At 43.8% G+C, this 14142-nt stretch carries 14 protein-coding genes; 8 read left to right on the forward strand and 6 right to left on the reverse strand.

Going from position 1 to position 14142, the window contains the following annotated elements; all coding sequences use genetic code 11:
• Positions 1-10 precede the first annotated feature (10 nt).
• The 3 genes from G4D73_RS02555 to pcaD all read left to right on the forward strand — a co-directional run bounded on the left by G4D73_RS02555 (position 11) and on the right by pcaD (position 2845).
• Positions 11-667: a 3-oxoacid CoA-transferase subunit B gene (locus G4D73_RS02555; RefSeq protein ID WP_004731112.1), complete on the forward strand. Its 657-nt coding sequence runs from the start codon at positions 11-13 to the stop codon at positions 665-667.
• A gap of 133 nt (positions 668-800) precedes the next feature.
• Positions 801-2006 carry a 3-oxoadipyl-CoA thiolase gene (pcaF, locus tag G4D73_RS02560; protein WP_004731114.1) on the forward strand — a complete coding sequence of 402 codons (1206 nt, stop codon included), beginning with the start codon at positions 801-803 and terminating at the stop codon, positions 2004-2006.
• A gap of 59 nt (positions 2007-2065) precedes the next feature.
• Positions 2066-2845 carry a 3-oxoadipate enol-lactonase gene (gene pcaD / locus G4D73_RS02565; RefSeq protein WP_213687315.1) on the forward strand — a complete coding sequence of 260 codons (780 nt, stop codon included), beginning with the start codon at positions 2066-2068 and terminating at the stop codon, positions 2843-2845.
• Between the two features lie 74 nt (positions 2846-2919).
• Here the strand turns inward: pcaD and G4D73_RS02570 are convergent, their stop codons facing one another.
• Complete coding sequence (locus G4D73_RS02570) at positions 2920-3807, reverse strand: DMT family transporter (RefSeq protein ID WP_213687316.1); 888 nt, start codon at positions 3805-3807, stop codon at positions 2920-2922.
• 377 nt (positions 3808-4184) lie between these two features.
• Between G4D73_RS02570 and G4D73_RS15465 the strand changes: the two genes are divergently transcribed.
• The 3 genes from G4D73_RS15465 to G4D73_RS02585 all read left to right on the forward strand — a co-directional run bounded on the left by G4D73_RS15465 (position 4185) and on the right by G4D73_RS02585 (position 6424).
• Positions 4185-4568 (forward strand): PAS domain S-box protein, encoded by a 384-nt coding sequence (locus G4D73_RS15465; protein WP_228305183.1) that lies wholly within the window; start codon positions 4185-4187, stop codon positions 4566-4568.
• A gap of 147 nt (positions 4569-4715) precedes the next feature.
• Positions 4716-5726 (forward strand): ATP-binding protein, encoded by a 1011-nt coding sequence (locus G4D73_RS02580; RefSeq protein ID WP_266100016.1) that lies wholly within the window; start codon positions 4716-4718, stop codon positions 5724-5726.
• Entirely contained in the window at positions 5723-6424 is a 702-nt protein-coding gene (locus tag G4D73_RS02585) for an IS1 family transposase (RefSeq protein WP_005263793.1), read from the forward strand. The genes G4D73_RS02580 and G4D73_RS02585 overlap by 4 nt, the downstream gene beginning before the upstream one ends.
• On the opposite strand, the gene G4D73_RS02590 is transcribed toward G4D73_RS02585, so the two are convergent.
• Together G4D73_RS02590 and G4D73_RS02595 are read right to left on the reverse strand one after the other, a co-directional pair.
• The gene (locus G4D73_RS02590; protein WP_213687317.1) at positions 6405-7277 is read right to left on the reverse strand and encodes a SphA family protein; all 873 of its coding nucleotides are present in this window, start codon (positions 7275-7277) and stop codon (positions 6405-6407) included. The two genes, G4D73_RS02585 and G4D73_RS02590, sit on opposite strands and share 20 nt — an antisense overlap.
• A gap of 291 nt (positions 7278-7568) precedes the next feature.
• Positions 7569-8012: a GNAT family N-acetyltransferase gene (locus tag G4D73_RS02595; protein ID WP_004647050.1), complete on the reverse strand. Its 444-nt coding sequence runs from the start codon at positions 8010-8012 to the stop codon at positions 7569-7571.
• A gap of 406 nt (positions 8013-8418) precedes the next feature.
• On the opposite strand from G4D73_RS02595, the gene G4D73_RS02600 reads away from it, so the two are divergent.
• Complete coding sequence (locus G4D73_RS02600) at positions 8419-9486, forward strand: zinc-binding metallopeptidase family protein (RefSeq protein ID WP_004731123.1); 1068 nt, start codon at positions 8419-8421, stop codon at positions 9484-9486.
• A 190-nt stretch (positions 9487-9676) separates the two neighbouring features.
• Here the strand turns inward: G4D73_RS02600 and G4D73_RS02605 are convergent, their stop codons facing one another.
• Both G4D73_RS02605 and G4D73_RS02610 read right to left on the reverse strand, forming a co-directional pair.
• Positions 9677-10846 (reverse strand): thiolase family protein, encoded by a 1170-nt coding sequence (locus tag G4D73_RS02605; protein WP_213687318.1) that lies wholly within the window; start codon positions 10844-10846, stop codon positions 9677-9679.
• Positions 10847-10929: 83 nt separating this feature from the next.
• A complete protein-coding gene (locus tag G4D73_RS02610; RefSeq protein ID WP_213687319.1) occupies positions 10930-12711 on the reverse strand; it encodes an acyl-CoA dehydrogenase C-terminal domain-containing protein in 1782 nt (593 codons plus the stop codon).
• Positions 12712-13210: 499 nt separating this feature from the next.
• Between G4D73_RS02610 and G4D73_RS02615 the strand changes: the two genes are divergently transcribed.
• Positions 13211-13816, forward strand: coding sequence for a TetR/AcrR family transcriptional regulator (locus tag G4D73_RS02615; RefSeq protein WP_180086969.1), 606 nt, complete (start codon positions 13211-13213; stop codon positions 13814-13816).
• Between the two features lie 94 nt (positions 13817-13910).
• Here the strand turns inward: G4D73_RS02615 and G4D73_RS02620 are convergent, their stop codons facing one another.
• Positions 13911-14105 carry a heavy-metal-associated domain-containing protein gene (locus G4D73_RS02620; RefSeq protein ID WP_180086968.1) on the reverse strand — a complete coding sequence of 65 codons (195 nt, stop codon included), beginning with the start codon at positions 14103-14105 and terminating at the stop codon, positions 13911-13913.
• Between the last annotated feature and the right edge of the window lie 37 nt (positions 14106-14142).

A 14142-nucleotide genomic window follows, 5' to 3' on the forward strand; every position in this document is an offset into this window, starting at 1 on the left:
GAGATAAATAATGAGCTATAGCAAACTGACCCGTGACCAGATCGCTGAACGTGTGGCACAAGATATTCCTGATGGCGCTTATGTGAACCTCGGTATTGGTTTACCGACCAAGATTTCCAGCTACCTGCCAAGCGATAAAGACGTCTTCCTGCATTCTGAAAATGGCCTGTTGGCTTTCGGTCCTCCTCCTGCTGAAGAAGACCGCGATCCTGAGCTGATTAATGCTGGTAAAGAATTCGTAACTTTACTTGAAGGCGGTTCATTCTTCCATCATGGTGATTCTTTCGCGATGATGCGTGGCGGTCACTTAGACATCGCCGTACTGGGCGCGTTCCAGGTCGCTGAAAATGGTGACTTGGCTAACTGGCATACCGGTGCACCGGATGCAATTCCAGCAGTCGGCGGTGCGATGGATCTGGCTGTGGGCGCGAAGAAAGTCTTTATTACGACTGACCACGTGACCAAAAAAGGCGAGCCAAAAATCGTGGCTGAACTGACGTATCCGGCTACTGGCTTGAAATGTGTCGACCGTATCTATACCGACCTCTGCGTGATTGATGTCACCCCTGAAGGGATGAAAGTGATTGAGAAAGTTGAAGGTCTGTCATTTGAAGAATTGCAGTCATTGACTGGTGCCAAACTGATTGATGCGACTCAATCAAATTAAGGGGAAGTCCCTCCTTTATTAAAGGAGGGATTTAGGGAGGATTTGAGGAATAAAACTACTTCATTAAATCCCTCCCAACCTCCCTTTAAAAAGGGAGGAGTTTTCTTCTTTTAAATATGTGAGCAAATACACAATGAAAAACGCATATATTATCGATGCCATCCGTACCCCATTCGGCCGTTATGCCGGTGGTCTCGCGCCTGTCCGTGCAGATGACTTAGGTGCGCTGCCAATTAAAGCTTTGATGGAACGTAATCCAAGTGTGAACTGGGAACAGGTCGATGACGTGATCTATGGCTGTGCCAATCAGGCCGGTGAAGACAACCGTAACGTCGGTCGTATGTCTTCTCTGCTTGCAGGTTTGCCTTATCAGGTACCAGCGACGACCGTGAACCGCCTGTGTGGTTCATCGATGGATGCCATCGCAATGGCAGCACGTGCGATTAAAGCCGGTGAAGCGAATCTGATTATTGCTGGTGGTGTAGAAAGCATGTCACGCGCCCCATTCGTGATGGGCAAGTCAGAAACGGCGTATGGCCGTAGCCAGAAGATTGAAGACACCACCATGGGATGGCGTTTTATCAATCCGAAACTGAAAGAAATGTACGGCGTAGAAACCATGCCGCAAACGGCTGAAAATCTGGCGGAACAGTTCAACATCAACCGTGAAGACCAGGACAAGTTTGCCTTGACCAGCCAGCAACGTACTGCAGCAGCACAGGCCAAAGGTTTCTATAAAAATGAAATTATTCCTGTAGTGATTCCACAGCGTAAAGGCGATCCGGTGGTTGTCGATACTGATGAACATCCGCGTGCATCTACCACTGCAGAAGCTCTGGCAAAACTGAAGCCTGTGGTGAAAGCAGAGGGGACGGTAACGGCGGGTAATGCTTCAGGGATTAACGATGGTGCAGCTGCCCTGTTGATCGCGTCTGATGAAGCAATTGCTCAACATGGCTTAAAACCACGTGCCAAAATTATTGGTTCAACCGTCGTTGGTGTTGAACCACGTATCATGGGCTTTGGTCCAGCACCTGCCATTAAGAAATTACTGGCGCAAACCGGTCTGACTTTAGAGCAGATGGATGTGATCGAGCTGAATGAAGCTTTTGCAGCACAAGCTTTGGCTTGTACTCGTGACCTTGGCATTGAAGATGGTTCAGAGAAAGTCAATCCGAATGGTGGTGCAATTGCTTTGGGCCATCCACTTGGTGCATCTGGCGCACGCTTAGTCACAACCGCACTCAACCAGCTGGAACAAACTGGCGGTAAATACGGTCTTTGTTCAATGTGTATTGGTGTCGGTCAAGGCATCGCTTTGATTATTGAACGCGTCTAACAACCTATTAAAAAGATAAACCTCCTCCCTTTTTTAAAGGGAGGTCGGGAGGGATTTCAATGCCAACATTTACATCCAACGATGCCCAGATCAATTACCAGACCTTTGGTGATGCCAGCAAACCTGCCCTGGTTTTTTCTAACTCATTGGGCACTAAATTCAGCATGTGGCAACCACAAATTGAATTTTTCCAGCAAGATTATTTTGTTGTGTGTTATGACACTCGTGGTCATGGGGCTTCCTCTGCACCACAAGGTCCGTATAGTCTTGAACAGTTAGGTCAGGATGTGGTCAATCTGCTGGATCATCTGAATATCCAGAAAGCCGCTTTCTGTGGTATCTCGATGGGCGGTTTAACCGGTCAATGGTTAGCGATTAACAAGCCTGAACGTTTTAGCCACATGATTATTTGCAATACTGCTGCCAAGATTGGTCAGGAACAAGCCTGGCTGGAACGTGCCGCGTTGGTGCGTGAACAAGGTCTGGCACCGATTGCATCAACTGCAGCATCACGCTGGTTTACCGAACCCTTTATCCAAAGCAACGCAGCGACAGTTGCAGAACTTTCAAACGACCTTGGAGCTGGCAGCCCGGAAGGTTATGCAAGTTGTTGCGAAGCTTTGGCTAAGGCGGATTTACGTGAACAGATCAAAACGATTTCAGTGCCGGTACTGATTGTGGCCGGTCAGCAAGACCCCGTAACGACTGTTGCAGATGGTCAAGCCATGCAAGCTGAAATTGCACAAAGCCAGTTGTTTGAAATCAATGCCTCGCACATTTCCAATGTGGAACAACCTGAGGCCTTTAATCAGGCGGTTCAGAAATTTATTGCTGCTTAAACAATAAATGCAAAGAAAAAGCCACTGTTGATCAGTGGCTTTTTTATACTTAGATTTAAAAAATTAGTGCTGCATCAGGCCCAGATTACTAGAATCGCCGCAATCACTACCAAGCCTAGTCCCCAATGCTCCGCACGTGCCAGTTTATCTTTAAAGAAATATGCCGAAATCAGCATACTAAACAGAATCTCAATTTGTCCTAAGGTTTTCACGACCGGCACACTCATCATGCTCATGGCAGTAAACCAGCCGAGTGATGCCATAAAACTGCACACACTCACCTTAAAAGTTAAGCCCAGACGCTGCCACATGGCCACTAAAGTCTGGCGACTGAATAGGCTGAGGTAAAGCAGCATACTCAGGCACTGAAAACTGATCACCATTAACAGCACCCAGGCCGCACGATGCAAGGTGGGTAAAGTGCTTAATTCCAGACTGGCTTCGCGTACCAGAAGCGAGGTAATGGCAAAACTTAATCCACTGCCAATCCCGATCGCCAATGTTCTCGCTGAAAACCCGCTGACCTGTTGGCCTTTACTCAATAAAAATACCGCATATCCGCCCAGCGCCACACCAATCCAGGCCAAAAATGACAAATGATCTGCTAATAAGGTCACACCAATAATGGCGGCTAAAATGGCTTCACTTTTCGCCAGCCCCACCCCAACCGCGTAATTTTTTTGCTTGAACAGTTGCACCATCAGTGCCGTAGCTAAAATCTGGCTGCAACCTGCAATCACTACATAGACCCAGAACTTGGGCGTGAAGTGAACCACACTTTCAACTGGCTTGAAATAATACAGGCTGCTCAGGTAAAGCGCAGCGAATGGCAAACCGAAAATAAAGCGTGCCAGGGTGACTCCCCAGACATCGACCGTGGTGCTGAGCTGTTTTTGAAAGGCATTACGCCAAGCCTGCATAAATGCAGCCATTAAAGTGAAAAAAATCCAGCTGAATGCCATCCATTGAGTGCTATTACAACAAAAGTGAAATAATTCTATGCCTTAACAAAAGCGCTGACTAATTAAAAATAGGATGCTGGCCGATAGCAGAAAGTTTGGCTTAATTGGGAAAGAATCCTGCTAGAAAAATACAATGTGATCTGCCAGTCATATTAAAACGTGAAAATGGTACTAATCTTGCTTAGTCAAATCTTGCTAGGCTGATGTGTGCAGTGTGTATTTATTTTATATGTTTAAAGTATGTAATTAGACCTGAAGTGTAATTGAACTCTTTTTTACTTTGCTCCAATATGAATTCAATAACAACAAGTATTCATCAGTGAAGACGAATACCCCTGTACCAGATCGCCGGATGCTATCTCAGGTAAGGAATGAGAATGACCAGTTTAAATTATTATCAAACCATCTTTGATAAGGCGGGTGATGCCATTTTTGTGCATGATATCGGCAGTGTCGAGTTCATGGACGTCAATGAAGCAGCTGAAGACCTGACCGGTTACAGCAAATCTGAATTAACTAGCATGAGTGTAGAAAAAATCAGTGCGCATAGCCATGGTTTTGATTTTCACCATGCCTTAAAAAAGGTGCAACAAGCTGCCAGCCATGAAGCAATTACATTTGAATGGATTATTCAGGCACAGAATCAACTGCAGATTCCTGTGGAAGTTTGCCTGAAAACGGTCGAAATTGAGGATCAGCCCAAGCTACTGGCTTTGGTTCGCAACATTAGTGAAATCAAGAAATATCAGTATCAGCTGTAGTCTAAAGATCAGTATTTCAAGATGCTGCTGGAAAACTCAGGCGATGGCATCGCGATTCTGGACCTGCAAGGCAAACTGCTGTATGCCAGCCCTTCTCTGTAACGTATTTTAGGTTATCGTGACCGCTTTGTTTTAAATAAAAATGTGTTGAGTATCATTCATCCAGATGACCGGGTCAAAGTCCGGCAACTGTTATTTAAAAAACCGGCTGAACAGTCGATTGGAGTGCTGCATTACAAAATTCTGCACCATAATGGTAAGTGGCGGCACCATGAAGCAACCTATCGCAACCTGCTCGACCATCTGGATATTCAGGGAATCCTGATCAATTACCGCGATATTAGCGAACGGATTGAAGCAGAAGAAATGGCGCGGGCTCGGGAACGTCAATTAGGCCATATGTCACGCTGCAAAACCATGGGTGAACTTGCGACCGCACTGGCACATGAACTGAATCAGCCCTTAGCTGCACTCAATAATTATGTTGGTGGCAGTATTATCCGTATTCAAAACGGCCTGGCCAATACCACGGAAACGCTGGATGCCATGAATGCCGCACTGGATCAGACCAAACGGGTCAACCAGATTATCCATAGTATGCGCAGCTTTTTGCGTAAAGGCGAAGCCAATTTTCAGGTGCATTCCCTCAATAAACTGATTCAGGACCTGCATCCCCTGATTGGACTGAAAGCCGATCAGGGCGGCTGTACCATTCATTATGAAATGAGTGTGACACCGGTTTCTATCTCTGCTGATGAAACCCTGTTTAGCCAAGTCATCATTAATCTGGTCTTTAATGCGGTGGATGCGTTGCAACGTAATCCTGAAGGCCAACGTGATATCTATATCCGGACCTGGCAGCACAACCAGCATGCCCGAATTGCCATTGCAGACAATGGTCCGGGACTGCAAGGACAAAATCCGGAACAGCTGTTCGAGTCTTTTTATTCGAGCAAGAAAGACAGCATGGGGATCGGATTGACTTTATCGCGTAGCATTATTGAAAACCATCAGGGTTATTTATGGGTCTGCCAGGGTGAATCCGGCGCAATTTTTAATATTTCATTATCTGCACAGGAGCGTGCTAAATGTATTTGGTGGTGTTTCAAAAAGTATGCTGAAAAAAACAATATGGCTTTTGATAAAATAGAGGTATGAAAATAACGCTACAAATCAAATGTCCTACCTGTCTAAGTAACAATATAAAGAGAAATGGCATCAAAGTAGATGGGAAACAAAACCATCAATGCAAAGATTGCAAACGTCAGTTTATTGGTGATCATGCATTAAGCTATCAAGGATGTAACTCAGGTATTACCGGCAAGATATTACATTTAATGGTCAGAGGAAGCGGTGTAAGAGATATTGCTGAAGTCGAGCGTATCAGCATTGGCAAGGTATTACGAACCTTAAGTGAATCGATCTATCAGATTCAGCCTAAACAAAGCCACTACGAATGTCTTGAAGTCGATGAACTTTGGACTTTTGTAGGGAATAAGAAAAATAAACAATGGCTTATTTATGCCTACCATCGAGAATCTGGAGAAGTTGTTGCTTATGTTTGGGGTAAGCGGGATTTAGCAACGGTTCAACGTCTTAAAGCTAGACTTAAAAAGCTTGGGGTTCAATATGCTGGAATTGCGAGTGATCACTGGGATAGTTTTATCACAGCATTTCAATGTTGCAAGCAAGTGATCGGTAAGTTTTTTACCGTCGGTATTGAAGGTAACAACTGTAGAATTCGTCATCGAATCAGGCGTGGATTTAGGAGAAGTTGCAACTTTTCTAAAAAGCTCGAAAATCATTTTAAAGCCTTTGATTTGACTTTCTTTTACCTTAATAACGGATTTGTTTAACGCCAGCATACTTTTTGAAACACCACCCTAATTCTTTCTGGTATTTGGCGGCAACTGCGACGCCTTTTGGGAACTGGTAACGCAGCTGTGGACCGATACTGGCTGCTTTTGCCTTGAACTCGCCTAGTACGGCTCCTTCACCGGAGTCACCTTCAAGCTGGTGATGCACATAACCCCCTAGACCGACTGCCAGAGGTCCCATGTGCTTGGCAACGATGTAATCCACATGCAAGGCATTACCCGACTCATAACTGGTATCTTTATTTTCAAAGTTAATGTCATACATCCACTTGGTACTGACTTCAATGCCTTGCTGGTTCAGATAAGTTGCAGAAACAATCGGTTGAATGGTGTAGTAGTTACGCCCGATATTGGCGAGGCGGTTTTTGTTATATGAACCGATTGGTATATAGAAATCGACACCCGTTTCGACATGCCAGTCGCCTTTATGCCAGCCCAATAGAAATGGATCGATAATCACATCACCCAATGCAGTTTTTTCATCTTGCCCACCGCCTAAAGTGATGTCGGCATTGGCATAGACCAGAAATGCGTGCATACCCCACGTTGCACCTAGAAAGGTCTTATCACTGACATACACACCACGCGCGACGGTGGCAAAGGTATCAAGTTTGAAATCATCAAATACCGGATGATCATTTTTGAATTTATCTGCTGAATAGAACTGGTTGTAGCTCACCAGATAGGCCCCCGGTGGTGGCATTGCGCCACCTAGAAAACTTTCAGTCCCATCCGGATAGGCACTACCACCATTTTCAGCTGCAAATGCGAACGGTGCACAGCTGATCAGGCTTGTGGTCAATACCATTGATTTCAGATATTTGCTTAGCATTTACAGCTTTCCCCTAGTCTTCAAAGTCTTTAGTTGCAGGGCTTTCAAAGCCTCAAGCGCATGACTTAATCTAGACCTGAAACATGGCAGGGAAATATAAGGATGAATCTGTGTTTAGATAGGTAAAATCTGAAGATGGCTAGCTGAAACTGCGCAGTACTCTAGGTGTTTGTCTGGAGAAAATTTAGGTAAATGGCACATTGTTATAGGTGAAATCACCTATAAAACAGTCAGAAAATGACCATTTTTTTGGAATATAAAGTTATATCTGGGAGCTTTTTTATTTTTCTCTTAAAAATCCGGATAATCCTTTTGCATCGGGATAAAACAGATTCCATGTTCTTCCGTATATTTTCCGGTTTCTACAAAACCAAAGCGCTTATAAATATCTAAGGCATAAAGACTGGATTTTACCGTAATACTTGAATGGCCTTGACGGCGGATCTCGCTTTCTAAAAAGCGCCACATTTGCCGGCCATAACCCTGCCCCTGATAGGCCTGATTAAGGAAAAAATGCATGAAGTGTGCAGGTTCCATATAAGCCACGACGCCTATCACCTGATGATCGATTTCTGCCACAAAATAATGAATGTCCGGACGCTCGAAAATGGTCTGGATCATCTCAGGCTGAAAGCGCTGGCGACCTTCTTCCGAACTGATCACGGCATCGACAAAGGGTGCAATCACATCGACAATGGCACGAGTATCCTGAAGATTGGCTTTTCTAATTTTCATGTTTTTTTTAATTCCTCTTTATTAGCTTGCTCACATTAAAAATTTTTTATTCTTAAAAGTTAGCTGTTCTTGAATGGACTTCCCCCAAATTTAAAAACCGGTCGGAATATTTGGTAATATCCGTCAATACGCCTTGTCCGTGTTTTTAAGATGGCAACTCACTCTATTTAAAAATCTATTTATTTAAAAGCTTGTTTAACTATACTTTTTTATTAAAACAAAGATTCAATTGATGTTTCATTTAATATCAAGCAGCCTATATTTACAATTCATCCATATAGAATTTTCAATGAAATTTTTATGATGTTTCTTTATCAGGAAGAAAATTAGGTAGGCATTCTGAACCTTTTTTCGTGTTCATCATCGATAAACATTTTAGGTCGTTCGCTTCCCTACAGGGAGTTTAATGAAACATTTTGAATGTGCCGTCTGCAAGCAACAGCTGTTTTTTTACAAATCAGTTTGTGATCACTGCCTGTCACCGATCGGTTATATCGCTTCGGAAAAAGAGCTATGCGCATTCGAAAAACAGAGTGCTGAGCGATGGGTTCCAATCGCCAAGAACTACCAGCATGCCAGTTATAAACCCTGTCACAATTATGTAAATTATCAGGTATGCAACTGGATGATTCCTAGCGATGAAGACGAGGAGTTTTGTGAATCCTGTCAGCTGACTCATGTCATTCCTGATCTGGAAAATTCCGAGAACCTGATTTACTGGTTTCGACTGGAAGAAGCCAAACGCCGTTTTCTGTATTTGGCACAGCGCATGAACATGATGCCACGTCCTAAAAAGTCTGAAGATGATCCATTTGGTCTGCGTTTTGATTTTCTCCTGCCCCAAGAAGACAAGCCTGTTTTAATTGGTCATGCCAATGGTGTCATTACCCTCAATGCCATTGAAGCTGATGTGGTTTATCGTGAAACTACACGTGTGAATATGGGTGAAAACTACCGGACTTTATTGGGTCATTTTCGTCATGAAAGCGGCCATTATTATTTTGCGCTCATGCAACATATGCATCCGGAATTGCTAGATGAATTCCGTCAGTATTTTGGCGATGAGCGGCAAGACTACAGCAAGGCACTTGAACGCCATTATAACGAAGGCGCACCAATCAACTGGCAGGAAAAGTATATCAGTGCTTATGCCACCGCCCATCCCTGGGAAGACTGGGCAGAAACCTGGGCACATTATCTGCATATGATGGAAACACTGGAAACTGCCTACTATGGTGGTATGCGTGTCGAAGGAAATGGCAGCTATCTGGCCAGTATGGATTTTAAAGAATGCCCGATTGGTGGACAGGATTTTGAACATATTCTGGAAAACTGGGTTACCCTGACCTTTAATCTGAATGCCTTAAACCGTTGTATGGGTCTGGAAGATGCCTACCCCTTCAAGCTGAGCGAAGCAGTTAAAGACAAGTTACGATTTATTCACCGGCATGTGCTGGAAAAAGTTTTTAAATAATTTAAAAAGTAATTTTTATAGTAAAAATATAGATGGAATGGGATCAGCAAAGTCTGAAAATATGGATTTTATTGTGTATTTTAAAAATTAATATGATTTAAAGAATCCCTGCTCCTGGCAAACCAAGAGCAGAAAGTCTCCAATGAATCAGTATTGAGTTTGCTACCTGAATATACGATTTAGGATGTGCTTAAATCAGTTCCACAGCAATCGCAGTCGCTTCACCACCACCGATACATAAGGACGCAATCCCTTTCTTGCCGCCAGTACGTTTTAAGGCATGAATCAAGGTCACAATAATACGAGAGCCAGAAGAACCCAATGGATGACCAAGCGCACAAGCACCACCATTAATGTTCACTTTTGCTGGATCAAGTTTAAAGCCATCAATGGCTAACATAGTGACCATGGCGAACGCTTCGTTGATTTCCCAAAGGTCAACCTCCTGAGCATCCCAACCGGTTTTTTTCAGGACTTTTTCAATCGCACCAACAGGTGCAATAGTAAATTCTGACGGATGCTGCGAATGGCTGGCATAGGCCAGAATATTAGCTAGCGGTTTTAAGTTACGCTGTGCAGCAATTTCGCTCGAGGTGATCACCAATGCTGAAGCACCATCTGAAATTGAACTGGCATTTGCCGCAGTAATGGTGCCGTCTTTTTTGAACGCTGGACGCAGAGTTGGAATTTTATCAGCCTTGGCATTTAAAGGTTGCTCATCCTGCTCTACTATCACATCACCTTTACGGCTGCTGACAGTGACCGGCACGATTTCATCTTTAAAGAAGCCTTGCTGGACGGCGGTCACGGCTTTATTTAATGAGCCAATCGCATAGTCATCCTGCTGCTCACGCGTATAGCCTTTTTTATCCGCCATTTCCTGAGCCAAAATTCCCATCGACAGACCTGTTTCAGCATCTTCCAGACCTTCCTGGAACATGTGATCAATGACTTTGCCATGTCCCATGCGGAAACCGGCACGTGCCTTGTCCATTAAATAGGGTGCGTTTGACATCGACTCCATCCCGCCAGCCACCACAATCTCTGCTGAACCGGCCTTGATCGCATCTGCTGCCTGCATCACGGCTTTCATGCCTGAACCACAAATTTTATTGATGGTGGTCGCACCAGTTGAATCCGGTAGACCTGCCTGACGCATGGCCTGACGTGCCGGACCCTGTTTTAAACCGGCTGGCAGTACGCAGCCCATGATCACTTCATCAATATCATTGGCCGCCAATCCTGCACGTGCCACCACTTCTTTAATTGCCACAGCACCCAAATCCGGCGCGGTACAGCTTAACAATGAACCTTGAAAACCGCCCATCGCGGTACGTACTGCATCTACAATTACGATCATTTTAGTTTCATCCTTTTTCATCATTGTTATCAACCCTACATAGCCAAAGCGCTGTAGGGCTGGTCCTTCGCAATCATTGCGGGTTAAGCCTGTGCGGTAAAATAGTCTTCAGGCAACTGCATCACCAGTTCCGCACCGGCTTGAATACGTTGGATTCGTGCACTCAAATCCGGAAGTATTTTGGCCACATAATAGTTGGCCAGTACCAGTTTGTTCTGGAAGTAGCTGTCGTCTTTGGCTGCAGCGGCTTTGCTAATCCGCGCATACATATACACGAAACTTAGTAGCCCAACCGCATGTAAATAATCGACAGCAATCGCGTTGGCAAAATCAGGGTTCAGTTTAGACTGCTCGACGATGAATTTGGTGATATCTTCAAGTTGCTGGCAGGCTTCTAATGTCGCCGTTTTAATCGTCAATGAATCATCTAAATTTTGGGCAAATTCACGGATTTCAGCAATATATTCCGCGATATAAGTCCCATTACATTTGGTGGTTTTACGCCCAATCAGGTCAATCGCCTGCACGCCATTGGTGCCTTCATAAATCTGTGAAATACGCAGGTCACGAATACACTGTTCCATGCCCCATTCACGGATATAGCCATGACCACCGAAGCACATTTGCGCTTCCAGTGCAGAATCCAGTGCCTTGTCGGTCAAATAAGCTTTGGCGATTGGCGTTAACAGCGCCACACGGTCAGTCGCTTTACGCACCGCTTCAGGGTCGGTTGAGTATTTGGTAATATCCAGTTGTTGACCTACATACACCGCAAACGCACGTGAAGCTTCATTGTTAGCACGTACATTGAGCAGCATACGGCGTACATCGCCATGGACTAGAATTGAATCGGCTGGTTTTTCTGGAGATTTTGCACCAGTTGATGCACGGCCCTGTAAACGGTCCGTCGCATATTGTGCCGCATTCTGGTAGGCAAATTCTGCTGCACCAATGCCCTGAATTCCCATAGACAAACGTTCGTAGTTCATCATCACGAACATGCCGGCCAGACCTTCATTTTCATTGCCAACCATATAGCCGTTGGCGCCGTCAAAGTTCATGACGCAGGTCGCCGAGCCTTTAATTCCCATTTTATGTTCGATCGAACCGGCAGATACTGCATTACGCTCACCCAGTGATCCATCTGCATTGACCAGGAATTTCGGCACAATAAACAGGGAAATACCACGTGAACCTGCTGGTGCATTCGGAGTTTTTGCCAGCACCAGATGAATGATATTTTCACTCAGATCATGCTCACCGCTGGTAATAAAAATTTTGGTGCCGGTAATATTATATGAACCATCTTCATTCGGTTCAGCTTTGGTCTTGATAATGCCAAGATCTGTGCCGGAATGTGGTTCAGTCAGACACATAGTGCCCGACCATTCACCCGTATAGAATTTTGGTAAATAAGTTTCTTTCTGTTCCTGTGAGGCGCGGTCACTGATCGCCATACCTGCACCCACCGTTAATAGCGGATAAAGCATGAAAGATGGATTGGTGCTCCAGATCATTTCATCCGCCAGAACCGTGAGCATTTTCGGCATGTTTTGCCCACCCCATTCTTCAGGAGCACCCAAGCCCACCCAGCCACCTTCAGCAAACTGTCTGAAAGCTTCTTTAAAACCTTTTGGTGTCGTCACTTCAGCGTTTTTAAACTGAGCACCACCTTCTTCATCAGCAGGACGATTCAGGTCAAGAATGACATTTTTAGAAAATTTGGCCATCTCTTCCAGAATTGCATTTGCCGTCGCCATATCTAAATGTGCAAGATTTTCATTACCTTGCCAAAATTGTTCAGCTTGGAATACATCATTTAAAATAAATTCCATGTCTTTTAGCGGCGCATTATAAATCGGCATTTTTAAATTCCTTAAAGGGTGATACTCAATCCTGTTGCCAAATATTTTCTAATTTTCATTAGAATCCAAACAGGCGATTTTAAAATCGTGATATCCAATTCTTGCAGTATTAAATCTATATCTAGATTCATAAAGTTGCCTTAAAAATCACGTCTTCATGTTCAGTATGAGTGACTGAATATGCCAGCTTAATATTGATCTACTTTCCGTACTAAACCCTGATAAATATGAGCTTAAAACAGTCGAAGGATTTAGCTTCGTGCGCTGAAACAATAAAATAATTATACTGAAAATGGAATTTTATTTAGCAAAGTTGATCTCTAGGGTTCAGTTTTCTTGACAATATTTCTGTCTGCTTAGCATCGCTATTTTTATTTGTCAGCAGTTGCTGCATAAATATACAAAATGAGATAAATATCACGACCTTAGTTTTATAGCCATCGCGTGCAAAATTGCATATCCTTGAAAGGTTCTTTTTCGAAAAGTATGGACCAAGAAGATGACGACTGTAAGACAGCAGAACTTCCTTCTTCGTAAAGAGAAGATCCTCAGCATGGCGGAAAGCCTGCTACTGGATAATAATCAGGACATTACCCTGAGTGAGCTGGCCAGTGAACTGGACATCGCAAAAGGAACCATCTACAAACATTTTAAAAGCAAGAACCAGTTATATTTAGAACTGATTATTCTGAATGAAAAAAGAATTCTAGAAATATCAAAAAAGCATAATAACGATATTAAAAATTATGTTTCACAATATATGCTCTATCACATGCTCAATTCAAACCGAACCATCCTGTTGCATGTCATTGAAGAGCGTTTAACCAATAACGAAAAAAATATGAAAGAGTTATTTCAGGAGCTTTATCGTATTCGTGAAGAACGAATTATCCGGATTAAAGACATCACCCATGATTATCTGGTGGCTTTAGAAAGTGCTATGTCGATTCGCGATTATTTGTCTTATATCTGGACAGTCACCTATGGCGCTTCGCTGTTATTAAATTCGACCAATTACCAAAAAGCGATTGGGTCACGTGAACGTCTGATTAAGCTGTATATTAATCAGGCACTCATGACGCCAGATAAAATCTCATCGGTATAATCACTATAATAAAAAATGCCTGATTCGATCAGGCATTTTTTATTTGGCTGTATAATTTCATACGATCATTAAGCGCGATCTAACACGACAATGATCAGGCTGCCACAGGCGGGAAACCATCTTCAGTTAAAGCTGCAACAATCTCAGACTCACTGGCTGTCGATTCAACTTCAAGCAGCTTAGTGGCCACATCAATATTCACAGTGGCATTCTCATCCAGATCTTTAATCGTAGCCGTGACACTGCGCGCGCAGCCACCACAGGTCATGTTTTCAATACGAAATTTCATGTTTAGCTCCATAGGATTGGTTTAGAGTTTATGGGAT

The sequence above is a fragment of the Acinetobacter sp. WY4 genome (assembly GCF_018438165.1).
In the GTDB taxonomy this organism is placed as follows: Bacteria; Pseudomonadota; Gammaproteobacteria; order Pseudomonadales; family Moraxellaceae; genus Acinetobacter.